23 protein-coding genes are annotated in these 21048 nt (G+C 60.3%); 10 read left to right on the forward strand and 13 right to left on the reverse strand.

Annotated features, from left to right (window positions below; genetic code table 11):
- Window positions 1-25: 25 nt before the first annotated feature.
- The 4 genes from C1X29_RS20585 to C1X29_RS20600 form a co-directional block, all read right to left on the reverse strand.
- Window positions 26-361 (reverse strand): hypothetical protein, encoded by a 336-nt coding sequence (locus tag C1X29_RS20585; protein WP_102718247.1) that lies wholly within the window; start codon window positions 359-361, stop codon window positions 26-28.
- Entirely contained in the window at window positions 358-1599 is a 1242-nt protein-coding gene (locus C1X29_RS20590; RefSeq protein WP_102718248.1) for an S-type pyocin domain-containing protein, read from the reverse strand. The genes C1X29_RS20585 and C1X29_RS20590 overlap by 4 nt, the downstream gene beginning before the upstream one ends.
- Window positions 1600-1809: 210 nt before the next feature.
- A complete protein-coding gene (locus C1X29_RS20595) occupies window positions 1810-2091 on the reverse strand; it encodes a hypothetical protein (RefSeq protein WP_085746052.1) in 282 nt (93 codons plus the stop codon).
- Between the two features lie 10 nt (window positions 2092-2101).
- On the reverse strand, window positions 2102-2473 hold the full coding sequence (locus C1X29_RS20600) for a DUF6124 family protein (RefSeq protein ID WP_085746053.1): 372 nt from the start codon (window positions 2471-2473) through the stop codon (window positions 2102-2104).
- Between the two features lie 528 nt (window positions 2474-3001).
- Here C1X29_RS20600 and C1X29_RS20605 point away from each other — a divergent pair.
- From C1X29_RS20605 to dmeF, 3 genes are all read left to right on the forward strand, one after another.
- Entirely contained in the window at window positions 3002-3313 is a 312-nt protein-coding gene (locus tag C1X29_RS20605) for a helix-turn-helix domain-containing protein (RefSeq protein WP_085746054.1), read from the forward strand.
- A gap of 182 nt (window positions 3314-3495) precedes the next feature.
- Window positions 3496-3771 (forward strand): metal/formaldehyde-sensitive transcriptional repressor, encoded by a 276-nt coding sequence (locus C1X29_RS20610; RefSeq protein ID WP_102718249.1) that lies wholly within the window; start codon window positions 3496-3498, stop codon window positions 3769-3771.
- A gap of 11 nt (window positions 3772-3782) precedes the next feature.
- Window positions 3783-4715 carry a CDF family Co(II)/Ni(II) efflux transporter DmeF gene (gene dmeF / locus C1X29_RS20615; protein WP_041475578.1) on the forward strand — a complete coding sequence of 311 codons (933 nt, stop codon included), beginning with the start codon at window positions 3783-3785 and terminating at the stop codon, window positions 4713-4715.
- On the opposite strand, the gene C1X29_RS20620 is transcribed toward dmeF, so the two are convergent.
- Window positions 4712-5812, reverse strand: a complete 1101-nt coding sequence (locus C1X29_RS20620) for a cytochrome P450 (RefSeq protein ID WP_102718250.1) — start codon at window positions 5810-5812, stop codon at window positions 4712-4714. The two genes, dmeF and C1X29_RS20620, sit on opposite strands and share 4 nt — an antisense overlap.
- Window positions 5813-5891: 79 nt before the next feature.
- Between C1X29_RS20620 and C1X29_RS20625 the strand changes: the two genes are divergently transcribed.
- Window positions 5892-6653: a helix-turn-helix transcriptional regulator gene (locus C1X29_RS20625; protein ID WP_102718251.1), complete on the forward strand. Its 762-nt coding sequence runs from the start codon at window positions 5892-5894 to the stop codon at window positions 6651-6653.
- On the opposite strand, the gene C1X29_RS20630 is transcribed toward C1X29_RS20625, so the two are convergent.
- A complete protein-coding gene (locus C1X29_RS20630; protein ID WP_102718252.1) occupies window positions 6650-7393 on the reverse strand; it encodes an SDR family NAD(P)-dependent oxidoreductase in 744 nt (247 codons plus the stop codon). The genes C1X29_RS20625 and C1X29_RS20630 overlap by 4 nt on opposite strands.
- A 261-nt stretch (window positions 7394-7654) precedes the next feature.
- Between C1X29_RS20630 and C1X29_RS20635 the strand changes: the two genes are divergently transcribed.
- Together C1X29_RS20635 and C1X29_RS20640 are read left to right on the forward strand one after the other, a co-directional pair.
- Complete coding sequence (locus C1X29_RS20635) at window positions 7655-8875, forward strand: putative DNA modification/repair radical SAM protein (protein ID WP_102718253.1); 1221 nt, start codon at window positions 7655-7657, stop codon at window positions 8873-8875.
- Window positions 8872-9711: a TIGR03915 family putative DNA repair protein gene (locus C1X29_RS20640; RefSeq protein ID WP_102718254.1), complete on the forward strand. Its 840-nt coding sequence runs from the start codon at window positions 8872-8874 to the stop codon at window positions 9709-9711. The genes C1X29_RS20635 and C1X29_RS20640 overlap by 4 nt, the downstream gene beginning before the upstream one ends.
- Window positions 9712-9764: 53 nt before the next feature.
- On the opposite strand, the gene C1X29_RS20645 is transcribed toward C1X29_RS20640, so the two are convergent.
- The 5 genes from C1X29_RS20645 to C1X29_RS20665 all read right to left on the reverse strand — a co-directional run bounded on the left by C1X29_RS20645 (window position 9765) and on the right by C1X29_RS20665 (window position 15975).
- Window positions 9765-10784, reverse strand: coding sequence for a branched-chain amino acid aminotransferase (locus C1X29_RS20645; protein WP_011334831.1), 1020 nt, complete (start codon window positions 10782-10784; stop codon window positions 9765-9767).
- Window positions 10785-11020: 236 nt separating this feature from the next.
- Entirely contained in the window at window positions 11021-12394 is a 1374-nt protein-coding gene (gene lpdA, locus C1X29_RS20650; RefSeq protein ID WP_102687774.1) for a dihydrolipoyl dehydrogenase, read from the reverse strand.
- 4 nt (window positions 12395-12398) lie between these two features.
- A complete protein-coding gene (locus C1X29_RS20655; protein WP_102718255.1) occupies window positions 12399-13679 on the reverse strand; it encodes a dihydrolipoamide acetyltransferase family protein in 1281 nt (426 codons plus the stop codon).
- Complete coding sequence (locus tag C1X29_RS20660; RefSeq protein ID WP_003224000.1) at window positions 13680-14738, reverse strand: alpha-ketoacid dehydrogenase subunit beta; 1059 nt, start codon at window positions 14736-14738, stop codon at window positions 13680-13682. It abuts the gene before it with no gap.
- Window position 14739: 1 nt separating this feature from the next.
- Window positions 14740-15975 carry a 3-methyl-2-oxobutanoate dehydrogenase (2-methylpropanoyl-transferring) subunit alpha gene (locus C1X29_RS20665; RefSeq protein WP_007965287.1) on the reverse strand — a complete coding sequence of 412 codons (1236 nt, stop codon included), beginning with the start codon at window positions 15973-15975 and terminating at the stop codon, window positions 14740-14742.
- A 185-nt stretch (window positions 15976-16160) separates the two neighbouring features.
- Between C1X29_RS20665 and bkdR the strand changes: the two genes are divergently transcribed.
- Window positions 16161-16649 (forward strand): Bkd operon transcriptional regulator BkdR, encoded by a 489-nt coding sequence (gene bkdR, locus C1X29_RS20670; RefSeq protein ID WP_085602691.1) that lies wholly within the window; start codon window positions 16161-16163, stop codon window positions 16647-16649.
- Window positions 16650-16663: 14 nt separating this feature from the next.
- Here the strand turns inward: bkdR and C1X29_RS20675 are convergent, their stop codons facing one another.
- Window positions 16664-17524, reverse strand: coding sequence for a tyrosinase family protein (locus tag C1X29_RS20675; protein ID WP_085746063.1), 861 nt, complete (start codon window positions 17522-17524; stop codon window positions 16664-16666).
- 127 nt (window positions 17525-17651) lie between these two features.
- On the reverse strand, window positions 17652-18515 hold the full coding sequence (locus C1X29_RS20680) for an MBL fold metallo-hydrolase (protein ID WP_102718256.1): 864 nt from the start codon (window positions 18513-18515) through the stop codon (window positions 17652-17654).
- Window positions 18516-18613: 98 nt separating this feature from the next.
- On the opposite strand from C1X29_RS20680, the gene C1X29_RS20685 reads away from it, so the two are divergent.
- From C1X29_RS20685 to C1X29_RS20695, 3 genes are read left to right on the forward strand one after another with little or no spacing between them, the layout of a single operon-like run.
- The gene (locus C1X29_RS20685) at window positions 18614-18952 is read left to right on the forward strand and encodes a helix-turn-helix transcriptional regulator (RefSeq protein WP_007952897.1); all 339 of its coding nucleotides are present in this window, start codon (window positions 18614-18616) and stop codon (window positions 18950-18952) included.
- A 38-nt stretch (window positions 18953-18990) separates the two neighbouring features.
- Window positions 18991-20235, forward strand: a complete 1245-nt coding sequence (locus C1X29_RS20690; protein WP_102718257.1) for an FAD/NAD(P)-binding oxidoreductase — start codon at window positions 18991-18993, stop codon at window positions 20233-20235.
- A gap of 9 nt (window positions 20236-20244) precedes the next feature.
- The gene (locus C1X29_RS20695; RefSeq protein ID WP_102718258.1) at window positions 20245-21045 is read left to right on the forward strand and encodes a sulfite exporter TauE/SafE family protein; all 801 of its coding nucleotides are present in this window, start codon (window positions 20245-20247) and stop codon (window positions 21043-21045) included.
- Window positions 21046-21048 lie beyond the last annotated feature (3 nt).

Genomic DNA, 21048 nt, shown 5'->3' on the forward strand with positions numbered 1-21048 from the left:
CGTCCTGCATGAAGGGCCCGATGAATCAGGTAAATGCCTCAATGTCGTCAAGCGTGTCTGCGATCACGCCTTCCAGGGAGGGAAATCTTGTCTTTACTTCTTCCAGCGCTGAGAGGGCGGCATTTTTGTCCAGCTCGCCGTGCCTGCGAGCGATGTGGCCTAGAGCGGTAATGGCGGAGGAGACTACGGCTTCATTGCTGCTGTCGAAATACTTCAAGCAAGTTTGTTGGGCCCAAATCCTGTCTTCTTCGTTGAGGCCAATAGAAATCAGAGCCTGGATAACGTCTGTGTCTGTGCGGCTTTGAAGAAGTCTCACTGCTTCATCATGGCTAATAGACGGGTCTTTATAGGTCAAGCTCACTTCTTGGCTCCCAAAATGTTGCCTTTGTTATCCGCTTTCTTGGCTTTGATTAGCGCGTTTTTCATATCCTGATGGAGTTTGTCCCAAGGTCTGACATGTCCATGGTAAACATCGCCCCCTGTGCGATCAAAGACGACGAACTCGCTGGTATCTGGATCGACACCGATTCTGCGTGGTGATGTAGGTTTTACCTGAATTGAATTCTCCAAGGCTTCCTGACCATTGACAGGGCCTTTGCTCTTTACAGGAGTGTCTGCCTTTCCATGATAACTGGCAGCATCAAACTCCAACGCCAAGACAATATAGAGAGGCTTGATACCGGAGTCGGCCGGAAACACAAGGATGAAATCCTCGTACTCTGGCGGATAAAGCGGGCTGACGATGATCTTGTCTGCTTGCTCGGTGGGAGGATAAATCCAGATAGTCGGTGTTTGCGGGGCACTTTCCAGCGGCGGGATGACCGAAGTGCTGGATGGGTCGACGGCTGGCGTCCAGGTCAATGTGATGCCATTGCCAAAGTCAGCCACTTGTCGAGAGCCTTGAGCAACGAATTGCACGACCGGAATCATTTCCCAGTCAGGGCGCTTCTGAGTGTTGTACCCGTACCCTTTGAGACGGCCATCGGCCTGTTGCTCTACGTGCAGCCGGATACGTGTTCGGCCCTCCTTCAGTGATCTGAGCTGTTCTTCGGTATAGAGCGAACTGTCCCCCAGATTCGATGGCCACAGAAGTGCAACCATTCCCGCCAATGCACCTCCTGCAACGCCGCCCGTGACTGCACCAACACTGAAAGTGGAGCTTGCGCCGGCGCCAGCAAAAGCGGGACTGCCCAACACAAGCGTGCCCAGTGCGGACGGCAAATTGGCACCGCTGATTTTTTTGAGGGGAATGTTTCCCGACGCATCTCTTTCGCGCCCCCCAAGCAGTGAGAACGCTCCAAAGTCGGCAAGCCTTTCGACAGGAATAAACCCTGCCGGGCTTTCATGGTTGATGACGCCATCGGGGAGGTTGCAGCTTTTGGCGAATACACAACCTACGGCGCTGAGTTGACTCTGTCGTGGCGTCTGCCGAACAAAACGATCTTCATAGGCTTGTTGTCTGGCCAGCATATCGTCGTATTTCTTTTGTCTGGCATCCTGCGCAGCAAGTTCGGTAGCAGTCATGAAGCGGGTAGTGATGTGGTGCCCGTCACCTGACGGCGGATTTTGAATCCGGGGGAGGAGTGTTTTTCGAGGCATGAGCGTCCTTGTTTCATCTTTTCAAAGCGTGGAGGACGCTATCTGAATGAGAGTTTGAAAGATGTAGGACGCTTCTGAAGCTCAGATGGTTGTTACAAAAAAGCACTCTCGATAATGCCCATGGGACACCAGTCTTGTGATTGTAAAAGCCAAACCCGCTGCCTCCTTTTACGGAGCCAGCGGGTTTTTTCTTGCCTTTTACCTGAGGCGTTACGCAGCTATAGCCATCTCATCCAGCGTCGCGGCAACCGTGCTGGTCAGGCTCGGAAATCTGCGTTTGACGCTGTGGAGTGCCGGCATGACGCGGTTCCGGTCCAGTTTGCCGTGATCGCGGGCGAGTTGGACAAGGGCCTCGAGGGCGGCGGTGACGATGGATTTTCTTTCGCTTTCGAGCAGGAGCAGACAGGCCTTTTCGGCCCATTGGCTGTCTTTCTCGTTGAGGCCGATGGAGATCAGGGCGGCGACGACGTGTGCATCGGATTTGCTTTCCATGGGGTGTTCCTCAGGTCGTGGCATCGAGAGTGTCCAGCGCCCGGTTCACGGCGAGCTCGCCACACATCACCACTTGGGCGATGCCCAGCACGGTGCTGCGGTAGGGCGGGTCCAGCAGCGCGGCGAAGTCGCTGAGCATCACGCTGGCCGAAGCCATCGACTCGCAGGCGTGGGCCAGCAGGGCATGCTGATCGATGTGGGGGGCGATGAGGAACATGCGGCCGGGGCAGTGCTGTTTCGGGGCGGTGGGTTTCAGGTAATGGTCGAGGGCGCGCTCGGCGGCTTCGTGGAGTTTTTTTGAATCGGTTGTGGAGTAGGGAGAGGTTGGGTCGGATTCGGACTGGATGTCTGTTTCCGGAGGATTGGGTGTTGGCTTGATCATTTGCTTAGAACCTTTCAATTGAGGCTTACACCGTCATTTGCGACTAAACAAATTGGGTGGCAGCTATGCGCAGGTTAGTCGACCGGTGGTTCTAAGCTTTCCCGGCGCACCCGAAGGTGCCCTGCGCACAGCTACCATTAAGTACAGGCGTAGAAATGCCTGACAGAAATGACTCTATGCAGCTTAAAACCCACCGAGCGACTAAACCCGTTCACTGACCATTCAGTGATGCGAATCAAGTTACGGGCAGGCTCCAAACCGCACAAGCCGGCGGATTCTGGCGTAGTTGTAGGCAAAGGCGCAAGGCAATGTAGCCTCCCGGATGGGGGCAAAATGATGCGTCATTTTTCAGTCCGCCATCGCGAGCAAGCTCGCTCCCACAGGGTTCTGTGTCGGCTTATCAGGTGTGCCGGCTCGCGCATTTCTGCTTTGTGATACTGGATATTTAATAAGCCACTTCGAGCTTGATTTATATCGGTTTCGATATAGCCTGCATGGCACATCCAGCACAAGGAATCAGGCTAAACCATGACGGATCATCAAAATCCACCCCAGCGTTTCTCAAGCGTCTGGGATGCACTGGAAGACACGCCGCAGGAAGCGGCCAACATGCGCCTGCGGGCCAAGCTGATGCGCACGTTGTGCGAAACGATTCGTGCCTGGGAGCTTCCGCAGAAGGAGGCGGCCAAGCGTCTAGGCATCACCCAGCCGCGCCTCAACGACGTACTCAACGGCAAAATCGACAAGTTCTCTCTGGATGCGCTGGTCAACCTGTCGGCTGCAGCGCAACTGGACGTAGACCTCTGCTTCTCGTCGTCCTCGCCACTGCAATGGGCCTGACAGACGAGGGTTCTCAACGATCCTGCCTCTGAAACACCTTCCAGAGGCGGTTGCCGACTGACGCTCCGCCTCAATCCTTTCACGTCAAAAATTCAAGCTGCGACGGATGGTCGAAAACAGGCCTTGCCCCTCTCGATCGGAACAGCGACTATGCTCGCCATATAGGGGTAGGGGGTATAGGTATGTCGCACACGCATGAACACAAAGGCGAGTTGCTCAACCGGGTCCGGCGTATTGCCGGGCAGGTTCAGGCGGTTGAACGGGCGCTGGAGTCCGAGGCCGAATGTGCCAAGACGTTGCACCTGATGGCGGCGATTCGCGGCGCGGTCAATGGCTTGATGGAGCAGTTCATTGAGGCCCACGCCCGCGAGCATGTCGCCCGTCCCGACCTCAGCGATGAAGCCCGCGCCCAGGGCGTGGAAGAGTTGCTGCTGGCCATCCGCCGATATTCCAAGTGAGCGCCGACATCATGACCCTCAAGGTTGATGACTTTTCCCACAACCACCAGTTTCTCGGTGCTTCGCACGATGAAAACGCCCGCCGCACCCTGTGGGTGGTGGTGCTGACTTTCGTGATGATGATCGGCGAAATTGCCGCCGGTTATCTCACCGGTTCCATGGCATTGCTGGCCGACGGTTTCCATATGGCGACCCACGCCGGCGCCTTGGGCATCGCGGCGGCAGCCTATGGTTTTGCCCGGCGTAACGCCAACAACCGACGCTACAGTTTCGGCACCGGCAAGGTCGGTGATCTGGCGGGTTTTGCCTCGGCGATGGTGTTGGGGCTGGTGTCGCTGGGGATTGCCGGGGAATCGGTTTTCCGTCTGTTCCAGCCAACCAGTGTGGCGTTCGGCGAAGCAACCTTGATTGCCGTGGTCGGCCTGGGCGTCAACCTGCTCAGCGCTTTTCTGCTGGCCGGTCACCACAGCCATCACGACCACGGCCATAGTCACGACCACAGCCACGATCATGGCCATCACCACCATCACGACAACAACCTGCGTTCAGCCTACGTGCACGTATTGGCGGACGCGTTGACGTCGGTGCTGGCGATTGCCGCGCTGCTGGCCGGGCGCTATCTGGGCTGGGTGTGGATGGACCCGGTGATGGGCATCGTCGGTTCCATCGTCATCGCCAAATGGGCCTGGAACCTGATGCGCGACAGCGCCGCCGTGTTGCTCGACACCACCGATGAACCCGTGGCCGAGGAGATCCGCGAACTGCTGGAAACCTCCGATGATGTGCGCATCAGCGATTTGCACGTCTGGCAGGTCGGCCCGCAGGCGCGGGCGGCGATTGTCAGTGTGGTCGCGGTGGCGGGCGTGACTGCCGACGCGATCCGTGAGCGCTTGGCGCCGGTGCATGAACTTTCGCACCTGACCATCGAATTGCGCAACGCTTAAGGCTGCACCTCGCTGAACATCGGAATTCTCCCATTCAGCGAAGGCCGGTAGTGCCATGCGAATCGCCCCGGATCGATGTCGCGGGCGAGGATTTCAGTGAGTGTGGCGCTGGCGATCGTCATTGCCAGCATCTGTCCGGGACATTGATGCCGACCGCTGCCGAACGTGAAGCTGCGGCGATTCGGGCGATCCGGCATAAAGCGATCCGGGTTTTCATTGAGTGCCGGATCGCGATTGGCCGAGGCCAGCAGCACCAGAATCACGTCACCTGCTTCCAGCCGCACGCCGTCGATTTCACAGCTGTTCGCCACAAATCGACGGGTGTTCTGTACCGAAGGATCGAAGCGCTGGACTTCAGCCAGCAACGAATCCACTGACGCCGCGCGTAATTCAGGCTGACGCTGCAACGCCACCAGCGCATTACCGATAAGCCCGGCGGTGGCTTCGAATGTCTGCGAACAGAGGCCGATCAGGTTGGCGAGCAGCACATCCTCCTCGCCGACAAAACGCTGTTGGATGTCGGCGAGAAACGGATTCGGATCCGCCAGCAATTCAATAAAGTAAGCGCGCAATTGCTCCGCCGCCCGATGGGCTGCGGCCAGTTGCAGGTCATTGCTCAGCGGCGACAGACACGCCGCGAAATCCGCCGTCAGTTCACTGATGACCCGCGCCTGCGCCGGGGTGAATCCGAGCAACGATGCAACCACGCACACCGGGCCGCGAAACATGGCTTTATAGAGGCCGTCGGAATCATTGGTGATCAACCGCGCGGACACCAGAGCGCTGACTCCTTCCCGATCAAAGAGCCCCAGCGGAGGCTCAATGGCCGAACGCGGGCAACGCTGAGCTTCACCGTCATTCATACGCATCAAGAGGCCAAACACCTTGCCCGCCATGCCATCGGCAATCGCCTTGGGCACCGGCTCCTGCACCGGACGCACCCTGCAATCCGGATGCGCCAACACCGCGCACACCGCGCGGGCGCTACTGGCAATCCACAGTTTCAGTCCGTGATGAAAAGTCAGCCCGCCCGCTGCGCGCAGTTCGGCGTAGTAGGGGTAGGGATCGGCGTGAGTCGCCGCGATGATCGGGTCCATGGATCGCAACCTTGTCGGTGGGGAAAGTGTTGCTACTATCTCCAGTCCTTGAGGGCGATGATTCGTCCGGGAGCGAAATATGCACGCAGAACATCAAGACATCGGCGTCTCGCAAGTGGCTGCCGCCATCGCGGAGCCGGCGCGGACCAAAATGCTGTGCTCGCTGATGGACGGCCACGCCCGCACCGCCACCGAGCTGGCGACCCTCGCCGACGTCAGCGCCTCGACCGCCAGCGCTCACCTGGCCAAGCTCAAGGACCTGGCGCTGGTGCGCCTGCACGTGCAGGGCCGCCACCGTTATTACAGCCTCGCCGACAAGCGCGTGGCCCAGGCGCTGGAAGCGCTGATGGTGATCGGTCAGAACCCCGCACCGACCTTCAAACCGCACACGCCGGATCGCCTGCAATTCGCCCGCACCTGCTACGACCACATGGCTGGGACGCTGGCGGTGTTGTTGCATGACCGGTTACTGGAGGGTGGTTGGCTGGTGGAAACCGACAAGCAGGTTTATCGCCTCAGTGAAAGCGGGGAGGCGTTTTTTGAAGGGCTGGGCATTGAGGTCAAGGATCTGCCGACGATGCGCCGCCGCTTTGCCTGCGCGTGCCTGGACTGGAGCATGCGTCGGCCACATCTGGGCGGTTCGCTCGGGGCGGCGTTGTTGCAGGCTGCGTTGAAGCGCAAATGGGTGACGCAGGATCTGGACAGTCGGGCGCTGACGTTGACGGTGCAGGGGCGCCGAGAATTGTCATCGCGCTGGGGGCTGGTTTTGCCCGAAGCCGGGCGGGATTCGTCAGGTCGCCAGTTGGCTGATTCCACGCCCGGATCGGTGCATGCGCGTTAGCTCAAGGTGTATCCGCTGTCGACCACCCAGTCCTGACCGATGACGCCGCGTGCGCCATTGCCCAGCTGGAACAGAATGACGTCGGCCACTGCCGCAGGTTCGAGGAATTGTCCGCCCAATAGTCGTTGGTTGACGCCTCGGGCTACGTCGCCGAGCGCTTCGTCGCTCAAGCCCAGTGTCGACCAGATCGGCGTTGCGGTCGGGCCGGGGGAGACGCAATTGATGCGCACGCCGTGGGGTGCCAGCTCGACCGCGAGGGTTCGGGCGTGGGCGATCAATGCTGCTTTTGATGCGATATAGGCGGCCAGTCCCGCGAAACTGATTCCGGCCAGAAAAGTACCGATGAACACCACTGACGCCTTGTCTGCAAGGTGCGGGCGCAGGGCGGCCAAGGTGTTCAGGGCGCCGGCGCCGTTCACTGCCCATTGGCGATCGAACGCCGAACTGTCGAGCCCGTCAGCGAGCTCCGCAATACCGGCGTTAGGGATTACGAAATTCACCGGACCGAGGCGTGCAGCCTGTTCGGCCAAAGCGTTTAGGTCGGAAGCTTGAGTGACATCGCCGGGTTTCCACACCAGTTGCTGCGAATACCGCTCAAGCAGTTCGGCCAGTGCGCCGAGTTTTCGCGACATGGCCAATACGCGCGCGCCTTGATTGAGCAGGCGTTCGGTCGCGGCCAGGCCTATGCCTGAACTGGCACCGGTGACGACGGCAAGCTTGCCCTGAAAAACATGATCCATGTTCGACTCCCGTTTTGGTCTTCAGCCAAATGGCTACGGGGAGTCAGTCAATTTTCGGGCCATGTCGGACAGCCTTTAATATCAAGGGCTGCGCAGGGTTGATAGTCATTATGACGCTTGTTGAATCGAGTCAATCTGACTGCTGCCGAGTCAAATTGACCTGACTCCTGCGGTGCGACATTCCGACGAAGAGCGGCATTGCACCTTGTATGAGCCAATCGCTCTCTATACTGTATATGCGAACAGTATCGAGTCCGTGCCATGCAAATCATTGACAAGCTCAGCATCCTCGCCGACGCCGCCAAGTACGACGCTTCTTGTGCGAGCAGTGGCGCGCCCAAGCGCAGCTCCGAGGGCAAAAGCGGGCTGGGATCAACCGATGGCATGGGCATCTGCCACAGCTACACGCCGGACGGGCGTTGCGTGTCGCTGCTCAAGATTCTGCTGACCAACTTCTGTCTCTACGATTGCCAATATTGCGTGAACCGCCGTTCCAGCGACGTGCCCCGTGCGCGTTTCACACCCGAGGAAGTGGTGACGCTGACCCTGGATTTCTACCGGCGCAATTGCGTCAGCGGGTTGTTTCTCAGCTCGGGGATCATTCGTTCGGCGGACTACACCATGGAGCAACTGGTGCGCGTCGCCAAGCTGCTGCGCGAAGAGCATGAGTTCCGTGGCTACATTCATCTCAAGACCATCCCTGATGCGGATCCTGCGTTGATCGAAGAGGCCGGGCGTTATGCTGACCGTTTGAGCGTCAACATCGAATTGCCCACCGATGCCAGCCTGCAAACTCTCGCGCCGGAGAAGCACATCGGCTCGATCAAGCAGGCGATGAACACCATCTACACCGGTGTGCAGACCGTGCTCAACGAACCTCGCGCACCAAAGTTCGCCCCGGCCGGGCAGAGCACGCAGATGATCGTCGGTGCCGATGACACCGACGACAGCACCATCCTGCACAGCGCGCAGGCGCTTTACGGCAACTTCCGTCTGCGCCGGGTCTATTACTCGGCCTTCAGCCCGATTCCCGACAGCCCGAAAAGCGTGCCGCTGGCCGCACCGCCGCTGATGCGCGAGCACCGCTTGTATCAGGCGGATTTTCTGTTGCGCGGTTATGGCTATACCGCCGGTGAGTTGCTTCAGGGGCCGGGCAATCTGGCGTTGGACATCGACCCGAAACTGGCCTGGGCGCTGCAGAATCGCGAGGTGTTTCCGCTGGACCTCAATCGCGCCGAGCCGGCGTTGATTTCACGCATCCCCGGCATCGGCTTGCGCACCACCGAACGTCTGGTGGAACTGCGTCGGCAGCGGCGCATTCGCTACGAAGACGTGGCGCGCATGCGCTGTGTGCTGGCCAAAGCCAAGCCGTTCATCATCACCAGCGATTACCACCCTCAGCAGGCGGAAGTCACCAGCCAGATGCTTTATCAGCAATTGCGCGACCGACCAATGCCGCAACAGATGGGGCTGTGGGGATGATCAATCTCGACTGCGACGACCTGTTCGACACCTGGCGCCAGCAGGCGCGCTGGCTGCTCAGCCATGAAATTGATCCGAGTCTGGTGAGCTGGGCGTCGGAAGGGGTAAGTGATCTGTTTGCCAGTGACGTGGCGGTGCCCGAAGGGCAGGGGCCGTTTCAGGCACGGATTCCGCGTGCGTTGCTCGACACCCTGGAACAAGCGTCGCGATACCGTGGCGATCAGCGCTGGAGTTTGCTGTATGAAGTGCTGTGGCGAGTCAGCCACGGTGACCGCACGGCAATGATGGCCGGCGACAAGCTGGGCAGCGAGTTGCAGCGGCGGATCAAGCAGGTGCAGCGCGAAGCCCATCATCTGCATGCGTTCGTGCGCTTCATCGAGCGCCCGCCAGAGCTGCCGGGCCCGCAATACGTCGCATGGCACGAACCGGCCCACGACATTCTGCACAGCGCCAGCGAACACTTTATCGGGCGCATGGGCCGGCATCGCTGGCTGATCGCCACGCCCCGCGACGGGGTTTATTACGATGGTGCACAACTGATCCATGATCGTCAGTGTCCGCTGGAGTGGCAGCAACTGGCGCAGAACGTCGACGATCCCCACGGTGACTTGTGGCTGACGTACTACAGCCACATCTTCAACCCGGCGCGTTTGAACGAGAAAGTCATGCAGGGGCATTTGCCGACGCGGTTCTGGAAGAACCTGCCGGAAGGAGAGCTGATTCCCGGATTGATTACCCAGGCGCGAATGGGCAAGCAGCAGAACGGACAGGCGAGCGGGATCGCCGGTCGCGCGGGTAAGCGGATTGCCATGAAGGCCGGCGAGCGAGGCGAATGAAAAAGCCCCCCATCGATCACTCGATGGGGGCTTTTGTGCATCTGGCCGTCAGATCAAACCTTGACGATCCAGCCGGCTGGCGCTTCGACGTCGCCGGTCTGCACGCCGGTCAGCTCTTTGTAGAGCTTCTGGGTCACAGGGCCGACTTCGGTTTCGCTGTGGAACACGTGCAGGTGGTCGTTGTAGCTGATGCCACCGATCGGGGTGATCACCGCCGCAGTACCGCAAGCACCGGCTTCCTTGAAGTCCGACAGCTTGTCGATGAACACGTCGCCTTCGACCACTTCCAGGCCCAGACGGGACTTGGCCAGTTCGATCAGCGACAGACGGGTGATACCCGGCAGTACCGAGGGCGAGTTCGGGGTCACGAACTTGTTGTCGTGGGTGATCCCGAAGAAGTTGGCCGAACCGACTTCCTCGATCTTCTTGTGGGTCAGCGGATCCAGGTAGATGGCGTCAGCGAAGTGCGCTTTCTTGGCCTGGGAGCCCGGCATCAGGCTGGCCGCGTAGTTGCCACCGACCTTGGCGGCACCGGTGCCTTGTGGCGCGGCGCGGTCGAAGGTGGAGATCTGGAAGTTGTGCGGGGTCAGGCCGCCCTTGAAGTAGGCACCGACCGGGATCGCGAACACCGAGAAGATGAACTCAGGTGCGGTACGCACGCCGATGTTGTCACCCACGCCGATCACGAACGGGCGCAGGTACAGCGCGCCGCCGGTGCCGTAAGGCGGGATGAAGCGCTCGTTGGCGCGAACCACTTCCTTGCACGCTTCGATGAACTGCTCGGTGGACACATGCGGCATCAGCAGGCGGGCGCAGCTGCGTTGCATGCGCGCGGCGTTCTGGTCCGGACGGAACAGGTTGATCGAGCCGTCCTTGCAACGATAGGCCTTCAGGCCTTCGAAGCATTGCTGGCCATAGTGAAGGGCAGTGGAGCCTTCGCTGATGTGCAGCACGTTGTCTTCGGTCAGGGTGCCTTTGTCCCACTCGCCATTGCGAAAGTACGACAGATAGCGTTTGTCGGTCTTGATGTAGTCAAAACCCAGCTTGTCCCAGTTGATGCTTTCGTTACCCATGACACCCTCTATCACTGAACAACCGCCGAAGCGGTTCAAGGCTTCTGACGTTTTTTTGGATGGGCACAACAATACTTCATTCTTGAGCGGTTTCGCAGCCCGAAATCTCTGCCTTTGATCGTTCCCACGCTCTGCGTGGGAATGCAGTCCGGGACGCTCTGCGTCCCAACAGCCGAACGCGGAGCGTCCGTGGAGGCATTCCCACGCGGAGCGTGGGAATGATCTGCGACCGAGCGTTACAGGTGCAACGCGTGGCCGAGGGCACGCAACGCCGCTTCCTGCACCGCTTCGCCCAGGGTCGGGTGCGCATGGATGGTGCCGCCGATGTCTTCCAGTCGCGCGCCCATTTCCAGGCTTTGCGCGAACGCAGTCGACAATTCCGATACCCCGACACCCACCGCCTGCCAGCCGACAATCACATGATTGTCCCGACGGGCGACCACCCGCACGAAGCCGGTTTTCGATTCCAGCGTCATCGCCCGGCCATTGGCCGCGAACGGGAAGTTCGACACGATGCAGTCAAGTCCCGCCGCCTTGGCCTCGTCCGGGGTCTTGCCGACGACCACCAGCTCCGGGTCGGTGAAGCACACGGCAGCAATGGCGGTCGGGTTGAATTCGCGGGTCTTGCCGCTGATCAGCTCGGCAACCATCTCGCCCTGAGCCATGGCGCGGTGGGCCAGCATCGGCTCGCCGCTCAGGTCGCCGATGGCGTAGACGTTGCGCATGCTGGTCTGGCAGCGGCTGTCGATCTTGATCGCCGAGCCGTTCATGTCCAGGTTCAACGCTTCAAGGTTCCAGCCCTGGGTATTGGGTTTGCGACCGACGGCCACCAGCACCTGATCGGTTTCCAGGTTCAGGGTGTCGCCGTTCGGATCGCGCACCTGCAACGTGCCGTCGAAGCCCAGCACGCTGTGCTTGAGGTACAGCTTCACGCCCAGTTGCTTCAGCGCGTCGTGCACTGGTTGGGTCAGTTCGGCGTCGTAGGCCGGCAGGATCCGATCCTGCGCCTCGACCACACTGACCTCGGCGCCGAGCTTGCGATAGGCAATCCCCAATTCCAGACCGATGTAACCACCGCCCACCACGATCAGGCGTTTCGGCACCGACTTCGGCGCCAGCGCCTCGGTGGACGATATGATCGGCCCGCCAATCGGCAGGATTGGCAGATTGACGCTTTTCGAACCGGTGGCCAGCACCAGATGCTCGCACTGGATGCGGGTGTCGCCGACTTCCACGGTCTTGCCGTCGATGACCTTGGCCCAGCCGTTGATGACCTGAACTTTGTTCTTCTTCAGCAGCGCGGCGACGCCGGTGGTCAGGCGATCAACGATTCCGTCCTTCCACTCGACGCTTTTAGTGATGTCGAGGGTCGGCGCCGAAACGCTGATGCCCAGTGCCGAATGCTGGTTGTGATGTTGAGTCTGGTGAAACTGCTCGGCCACGTGGATCAGCGCTTTCGACGGAATGCAGCCGATGTTCAGGCAGGTGCCGCCCAGCGATTCGCCCTCGACCAGAATGGTTGGAATGCCCAGTTGCCCGGCGCGAATGGCCGTCACGTAACCGCCGGGGCCGCCGCCGATGATCAGCAGCGTGGTGTTCAGAGTTTGCATGCCATCACTCCACAAACAGGGTCGCGGGTTGTTCGAGCAAGCCACGAATGGCCTGGATGAAGAGCGCCGCGTCCATGCCGTCGACCACGCGGTGATCGAAGGAGCTGGAGAGGTTCATCATCTTGCGGATCACCACTTGGCCTTTGACGACCATCGGGCGTTCGACGATTTTGTTGACGCCGACGATCGCCACTTCCGGCAGATTCAGCACCGGGGTGCTGACGATGCCGCCGAGGGCGCCGAGGCTGGTCAGGGTGATGGTCGAGCCGGAGAGTTCATCGCGGCTGGCTTTGCCGTTGCGGGCAGCGTTGGCGAGGCGGGAGATTTCCGCCGCGCTGTCCCAGAGGCTGCGCGCTTCGGCGTGACGCACCACCGGCACCATCAGGCCGACATCGCTTTGGGTAGCGACGCCGACATGCACCGCGCCGAGGCGGGTGATGACCTGGGCTTCGTCGTCGTAACGGGCGTTCATTTGCGGGAAGTCGCGCAGGGCGACGACCAGTGCGCGCACGAGGAACGGCAGCAAGGTCAGCTTGCCACGACTCGCGCCGTGTTTTTCGTTCAGGTGGGCACGCAGCTCTTCAATCGCGGTGACGTCGATTTCCTCGACATAACTGAAGTGCGCGGCACGCTGAGTGGCGTCCTGCATGCGCTGGGCAATCTTGCGGCGCATGCCGATAACCTGAATCTGCTCTTCATCGTTGCGCTGGGTGTACGCGGCGGCGACCGGCGCCGAAGCTTTCGACTGACCTTGCGCCAGATAGGCGTCGAGGTCTTCGTGCAATACGCGACCGGCCGGGCCGGAACCGCGCACCAGACGCAATTGAATGCCCAGGTCCAGCGCATGCTTGCGCACGGCCGGCGAGGCCAGCGGACGCTCATCGGCTTCGCGAGCAACCATCGGGCCCTGGCAAACGGCAGCTGCCGGACGCGGCGCGGCAACAGCAGGTTTGCTTTCAACGACAGCTTCAACTTTGGGTGCGGCTGGCGTTTCTTTCGCCGCAACAGGCGCCGGTTTGTCCGACTCCTTCAGATTGCCTGCGCCTTCAACCTCGATGCTGATCAGAATACTGCCGACCGCCATCACTTCACCCGGCTGACCGCCGAGTGCAATCACTTTGCCGTGTACCGGCGAGGGAATATCAACCATTGCCTTGTCGGTCATCACATCCGCCAGCACCTGATCTTCAACGACCAGATCGCCAACTTTTACGTGCCACTGCGACAGTTCTACTTCTGCGATGCCTTCGCCGATGTCCGGCATCTTGATAACGTGCGTGCCCATTCAGACCTCCATGACCCGTTTCAGCGCCGCGCCCACTCGGGACGGCCCAGGGAAATACGCCCACTCCTGCGCGTGCGGGTAGGGGGTGTCCCAACCGGTGACGCGTTCGATCGGCGCTTCCAGGTGGTGGAAGCAATGCTCTTGCACCAGCGACACCAGTTCGGCGCCGAAACCGCAGGTGCGGGTGGCTTCGTGAACCACCACGCAACGGCCGGTTTTCTTCACGGATTTGACGATGGTTTCCAGGTCCAGCGGCCACAGGCTGCGCAGGTCGATGACTTCAGCGTCAACGCCGGATTCTTCGGCCGCAACTTGCGATACGTAAACGGTGGTGCCGTAGGTCAGTACGGTCACGTCCTTGCCCGGACGGGTGATGGCGGCAACGTCCAGCGGCACGGTGTAGTAACCGTCCGGCACCTGAGCTTGCGGGTGTTTCGACCACGGGGTTACCGGGCGGTCGTGATGGCCGTCGAACGGGCCGTTGTACAGGCGTTTCGGCTCGAGGAAGATCACCGGATCATCGTTTTCGATGGAGGCGATCAGCAGGCCTTTGGCGTCATACGGGTTGGAAGGCATGACCGTGCGCAGACCGCAGACCTGAGTGAACATCGCCTCGATGCTCTGGCTGTGGGTCTGGCCGCCGTAGATGCCGCCGCCGCAAGGCATGCGCAGGGTCATCGGCGCGGTGAACTCGCCGGCCGAGCGATAACGCAGACGGGCGGCTTCGGAAATGATCTGGTCAGAGGCTGGATACACATAGTCGGCGAACTGAATCTCGGCGACCGGGCGCAAGCCATAAGCGCCCATGCCCACGGCGACACCGACGATGCCGCTCTCGGAGATCGGCGCGTCGAACACCCGCGAGGTGCCGTACTTGGTCTGCAGGCCTTCGGTGCAACGGAACACGCCGCCGAAGTAGCCGACGTCCTGGCCGAACACCACAACGTTGTCGTCACGCTCAAGCATCACATCCATGGCCGAGCGCAGGGCCTGGATCATGGTCATGGTGGTCGTGGTCATGGCGGTTTCCAACTGAATATTGTTGTTGTGATCGTTCATGTCAGATCCCCAACTGCTGACGCTGGCGCTTCAAGTGCTCCGGCATCTCTTTGTAGACATCTTCGAACATGGTCGCGGCGCTTGGAATCTGGCCGCCGGCGAGGGTGCCGTACTGTTCGGCCTGTTTCTGCGCAGCGATCACTTCGGCTTCGAGCTCGGCGCTGACGGCGGCGTGCTCTTCTTCCGACCAGTGGCCGACCTTGATCAGGTGCTGTTTCAGGCGGGCAATCGGGTCGCCCAGCGGGAAGTGGCTCCAGTCGTCGGCAGGACGGTATTTGGACGGATCGTCGGAGGTCGAGTGCGGGCCGGCGCGGTAGGTGACCCATTCGATCATGGTCGGGCCGAGGCCGCGGCGGGCGCGTTCGGCGGCCCAGGCGGAAGCGGCGTAGACCGCGTAGAAATCGTTGCCATCGACTCGCAGGGAAGCGATGCCGCAACCGACGCCGCGTCCGGCGAAGGTGGTGGCTTCACCACCGGCGATGGCCTGAAAGGTCGAAATCGCCCACTGGTTGTTGACCACGTTGAGGATCACCGGCGCACGATAAACGTGGGCGAAGGTGAGGGCGGTGTGGAAGTCCGATTCGGCGGTGGCACCATCGCCGATCCAGGCCGAGGCGATTTTGGTGTCGCCCTTGATCGCCGAGGCCATGCCCCAGCCCACGCCTTGAATGAACTGAGTGGCGAGGTTGCCGGAAATGGTGAAGAAGCCTGCGTCCTTGACCGAGTACATGATCGGCAGTTGACGGCCCTTGAGCGGATCGCGCTCGTTGGACAGCAGTTGGCAGATCAGGTCGACCAGCGGTACGTCGCGAGCCATCAGAATGCTTTGCTGGCGGTAGGTCGGGAAGCACATGTCGTCGATGTTCAAGGCCAGGGCCTGGGCGCTGCCGATGGCTTCTTCGCCAAGGCTCTGCATGTAGAACGACATTTTTTTCTGACGCTGGGCGACCACCATGCGGTTGTCGTAGATCCGGGTCTTGAGCATGGCGCGCATGCCTTTGCGCAGGATCTCGACCGGCACGTTTTCAGCCCACGGGCCGAGAGCGTTGCCCTGGTCGTCGAGCACGCGGATCAGGCCACGAGCCAGGTCGGCAGTGTCGGCCGGTTCAACGTCGATGGAAGGTTTACGCACCGTGCCCGCATCGGTCAGATGCAGGTAGGAGAAATCGGTTTTGCAGCCTGGGCGGCCCGAGGGTTCAGGGACGTGCAGACGCAGCGGTTCATACGCTTGGGTCATGGCTTCTACGCTCGATCTTGTGAATTTCTTGTAGTGAGCTGGCAGTCATTCTTCGATAAAAGAAATCTTGTCCTACAACAATCATAGGCCCGGGCAAGAAGAATATTTCTCTCTGTTTCGTTGCGCTGAAGATCATTTGCAGATAGAAATTCTGCATAAACATAAAAAGCAGGTGGTTTTGTCTCATGCGCAAACTGGACCGTACCGACATCGGCATTCTCAACAGCCTTCAGGAGAACGCGCGCATCACCAACGCCGACCTGGCCCGTTCGGTCAATCTGTCGCCGACGCCGTGCTTCAACCGGGTCAAGGCGATGGAAGAACTGGGGCTGATCCGCGAGCAGGTAACCCTGCTGGACGCCGACCTGCTGGGGTTGCACGTCAACGTGTTCATCCACGTCAGTCTCGAGAAGCAGGTAGAGGAAGCGCTGCAGCATTTCGAAGAGGCGATTTCCGACCGCCCCGAAGTCATGGAGTGCTACCTGATGGCCGGCGATCCGGATTATCTGATCCGCGTGCTGGTGCCGACCATTCAGGCGCTTGAACGCTTCATGATGGACTTTCTGACCAAAGTCCCCGGCGTGGCGAACATCCGGTCAAGCTTTGCCCTCAAGCAGGTGCGCTACAAAACGGCACTACCATTACCGGCCAATGGCCTGATCCTCGGGAGCTGAGTGCTCAGCCCTGATCAGAGATCGGCATAGCCGTAATCCAGACTTGCCGTGTTCAAGGTCTGTTCCACCCTGAAAGGCTGAAGCCAGGGCGCAGGTTCATTGTCCGGATTGAACATCAGCGTTGAACCGAGCATCCCGTGTGGTGCGTTCTCGGGAAATGCGATCACCGGCTCGGTCGGGTGTTTGCGCTTCCAGCGCTCCCAGAGAAAGTCGAGATAACAGTGGTGCAAGAAGAACAACGGATCGTTGGGAGAGGAGGCTTCGCCCATGTTGCCTCCAACCCAGGCATGCACATCGTTGTGCATCATTTCCGTCAGATTTTCCCATCCGGTCGGTTCGAGCCAGTAGGGCGTTCTGTTCAATAAGGTTTCGACATCCAGCGCAGAGGGGAGCGGTGAGGGGCCTGCTCCGAAGTTGCGCCGCAAGCCAGGATCTCCTGTCTCACCATCCCAGACCTTTATGCCGAATAAACGACGCTCGAGGGCAAACGGGCCAATGGTTACCCGCTGGTTTTGCGTCGGGTCGCCGTCTCTGCCCATGAAATCGTCAGTAAAGGGGTCATCCGCACCATTCATGCTCCAGTTCCAGTACGGCAGCGTGATGGTCGGGTTGTCTGCGGCGGCTTGCAGTTCAAGCTCGAACTGGCGAATCAGGACGCGATGCCAGGGAAAAAATAAAGGGGTTCCATGGGGGTTGGGGAAGATCGGGTTACCTCGTCCCATGGAATTCTTGTGGATCTGTACAAAGTCATCGTAGCGACTCTGCTGACCCGGGCGCAGTACGCTGGGCGTCTGGTTTTTCAGTATCAGAATGGCATTTACGAAGGCGTGTTTCTGTTCCGGCGTCAGGTCGCGATGGTTACGGCGAATATCCATATTGCCAAATCTCCATGGGTTGATTACCCCATGAAGTCTGCCTGTTGGCCGAGATTACGCCCAGTTCATGGGATCCGACGTGCCAGGTACGAATCCCCTTGTTTCCGGTTCCTTCAATGATTTTTTCTTACACGGAGTTGATCGGAATCTTCAGGTAGACAACGCCATTGCCTTCCGCCGGCGGCAAATTTCCTGCGCGCACATTCACCTGAATCGCCGGCAGCAACAGCGTCGGCATGCCCAACCCTGCATCGCGCTTGGTGCGCATCTCGACAAACGCGGCTTCGTCGACGCCGTCATGCACGTGGATATTGCTTTTGCGCTGTTCACCCACGGTGGTCTGGCACTGCGAGTCGCGACCTTGCGGCGGGTAGTCGTGGCAGACGTAGAGCTTCACGCTGGCGGGGAAGGCCAGCAGCTTGTGAATCGAATTGAACAATTGATGGGCGTTGCCGCCGGGAAAGTCGCAACGGGCGGTGCCGACGTCGGGCATGAACAGCGTGTCGCCCACCAGGATCTGTTCGCCGTCGATCAGGTAAGCCATGTCCGCCGGGGTGTGGCCGGGAACGTGCAGGGCGGTGGCCTTGAGATTGCCGATCCTGAACGATTCGTTCGGTGCGAACAGGTGATCGAACTGCGAGCCGTCGACGCGAAATTCCGGTTCCAGGTTGAACAGCGCCTTGAACACGTTCTGCACTTTGCTGATCGATTCGCCAATCGCGATTTTCCCGCCCAGTTCCCGGCGCAGGTACGGCGCGGCGGACAAGTGATCGGCGTGGGCGTGGGTTTCCAGCAGCCACTGCACTTGCAGGTTATGGGCGTGCACGAAGGCGATGATCTTGTCCGCCTGAGCCGTGCAGGTGCGGCCGGCGGCGCCGTCGTAATCAAGCACCGGATCGACGATTGCGCACTGCCCGCCGTCGGCCTCGTAGACCACGTAGCTGTAGGTCGAAGAGGCGGGGTCGAGGAAAGCTTCAATCAGCGCGGGCATGGACGCGGTCCTGTGCAGGAAGGTGAAAAGTCAGGTTGCAACACTTTATGTAAACACATAATGTCCGCAGCTTAAGTGACGTTGAAGGCATCCTGCAAATGCAATCCAGTCTGACCGAATGTGAAGTCGCCCAACTGCGCGCGTCGGCCTCCAAGGCCTGTTCGCTGCTCAAGGCATTGGCCAACGAAGATCGGCTGCTGATCCTGTGCCAGCTGACCCAGGGCGAGCGCAACGTCGGCGAGCTGGAGAAAATGACCGGCGTGCGTCAGCCGACCCTGTCCCAGCAACTGGGCATCCTGCGCGATGAAGGGCTGGTCGCGACCCGTCGTGAAGGCAAGTACATTTTTTACGGTCTCGCCAGTCACGAAGTGATCCAGGTGATGAAAACCCTTTCCGGACTCTACTGCGGAGCCGTGCTCAAAAGCTGGGCGCAATAGACCCGGCTATCCTTGCGTGCAGCCATAAGGAACAAACAATGAACGATCAACACTGGGGCCCATCCATCAGTGCGGACATCGTGGTCATCGGCGGCGGCACTGCCGGCATCGGTTTTGTCGCGAGCCTGCTCAAGCGCGATCCCGGCCTGAAAATCACGGTGATCGAGCCGAGCACCCTGCATTACTACCAACCGGCGTGGACGCTGGTCGGCGGTGGCGCCTATGACGCCAAAGACACCGCCCGACCAATGAACAAGGTGATGCCGCGTCAGGCCACCTGGATTCAGGCAGCCGTGACCGGCATCGACCCCGACCAGCGCCGTCTCACCCTCAACGATCAACGCACGGTCATTTATCAGAACCTGATCGTCTGCCCCGGCCTGCGCCTGGCGTGGGAGAAGATCGAAGGCTTGCAGGACAGCCTCGGCCAGCACGGCGTCACCTCCAACTACAGCTATCAGCACGCGCAATACACCTGGGATCAGGTGCAGAAACTGAGCGGCGGCAAAGCGCTGTTCACCCAGCCGCCGATTCCGATCAAGTGTGCCGGCGAGCCGCAAAAGGCGCTGTACTTGTCCTGCGATCACTGGCTCAAGCGCAACGTGCTGAGCAAGGTCGAGGTCGAGTTCAATCTGGCCGGAGCTGCGTTATTCGGTGTGCCGACCTTTGTGCCGCCGCTGATGAAGTACATCGACAAATACAACGCGCGGTTGGCGTTCAATTCCAATCTGGTGAAGGTCGACGGCCCGGCGAAAACCGCCTGGTTCGACGTCAAGGATGCGGAGGGTAACGTCACCCGCCAGGCCAAGACTTTCGATCTGCTGCACGTCGTTCCGCCGCAGGTTTCACCGGATTTCATCGCGCAAAGTCCGCTGGCCGATGCCGCCGGCTGGTGCGAGGTCAACCCGCACACCCTGCAACACCCGCGCTATCCCGAAGTGTTTGCCTTGGGCGATATCTGCGGCACCACCAATGCGAAAACCGCCGCGGCAGTGCGCAAGCAAGTTGTGGTGGTGGCGGAAAACCTGCTGGCCCTGCGTAAGGATCTGGCGCTGCCACTGAAGTACGACGGCTACGGCTCCTGCCCACTGACGGTGGAGAAGGGCAAGGTGATCCTCGCCGAGTTCGGCTATGGCGGAAAACTGCTGCCGACCTTTCCCCTCGACCCGACCGTGCCGCGCCGCTCCGCGTGGTGGCTGAAGGCGACGCTGCTGCCGTGGTTCTACTGGAACGGCATGCTCAAGGGCCGCGAATGGCTGACAAGTCTGTCCAGGGTCGACTGAGAACACACTATGTTGCTGGCAAGCCTGTTTGGCGTGGTGATGGGGTTGATCCTTGGACTGACCGGGGCCGGCGGCGGGATTCTCGCCGTACCGGCGCTGGTGCTCGGGCTGGGCTGGACGATGACGCAGGCGGCGCCGGTGGCGTTGTTTGCCGTTGGCAGCGCAGCGGCGGTCGGCGCGATCGATGGATTGCGCCATGGTCTAGTGCGTTATCGCGCGGCGCTACTGATCGCGGCGCTCGGCGCGGTGTTTTCACCGGTGGGCATCTACTTCGCCCATCAGTTGCCGGAAAAGGTCCTGATGATCCTGTTCAGCCTGCTGATGGTGATGGTGGCGTGGCGCATGCTGCGCCGCGAACGCCAGCAGCAGGGACCGAGCGACCATGGCCACGCCAGTTGGGGCCAGAAAAACTGCATGCTCAATGAACAGACCGGCCGTTTCGACTGGACCGCCAAATGCACCGCGACCCTCGCGGCGCTCGGCGCGGTCACCGGCGTGGTGTCCGGGTTGCTGGGGGTGGGCGGCGGGTTTCTGATCGTGCCGGCGTTCAAGCAACTGACCGATGTGCAGATGCGCGGCATCGTCGCCACGTCCTTGATGGTCATCAGCCTGATTTCCGCGATCGGCGTGATCGGCGCGTTCCATGCCGGGGTGCGCATCGACCAGCTGGGCGCGTCGTTCATCTTCGCCAGCATCGTCGGCATGATTATCGGCCGCAAACTCTGCGCGCGAGTGCCGGCAAGGACGTTGCAGGTGGGGTTCGCCAGCGTATGTCTGGTGGTCGCCGCTTACATGTTGCTGTGTGCGTGAGAC

Source organism: Pseudomonas sp. GW456-12-10-14-LB2 (assembly GCF_002884345.1).
Taxonomy (GTDB): Bacteria; Pseudomonadota; Gammaproteobacteria; order Pseudomonadales; family Pseudomonadaceae; genus Aquipseudomonas; species Aquipseudomonas paraglycinae.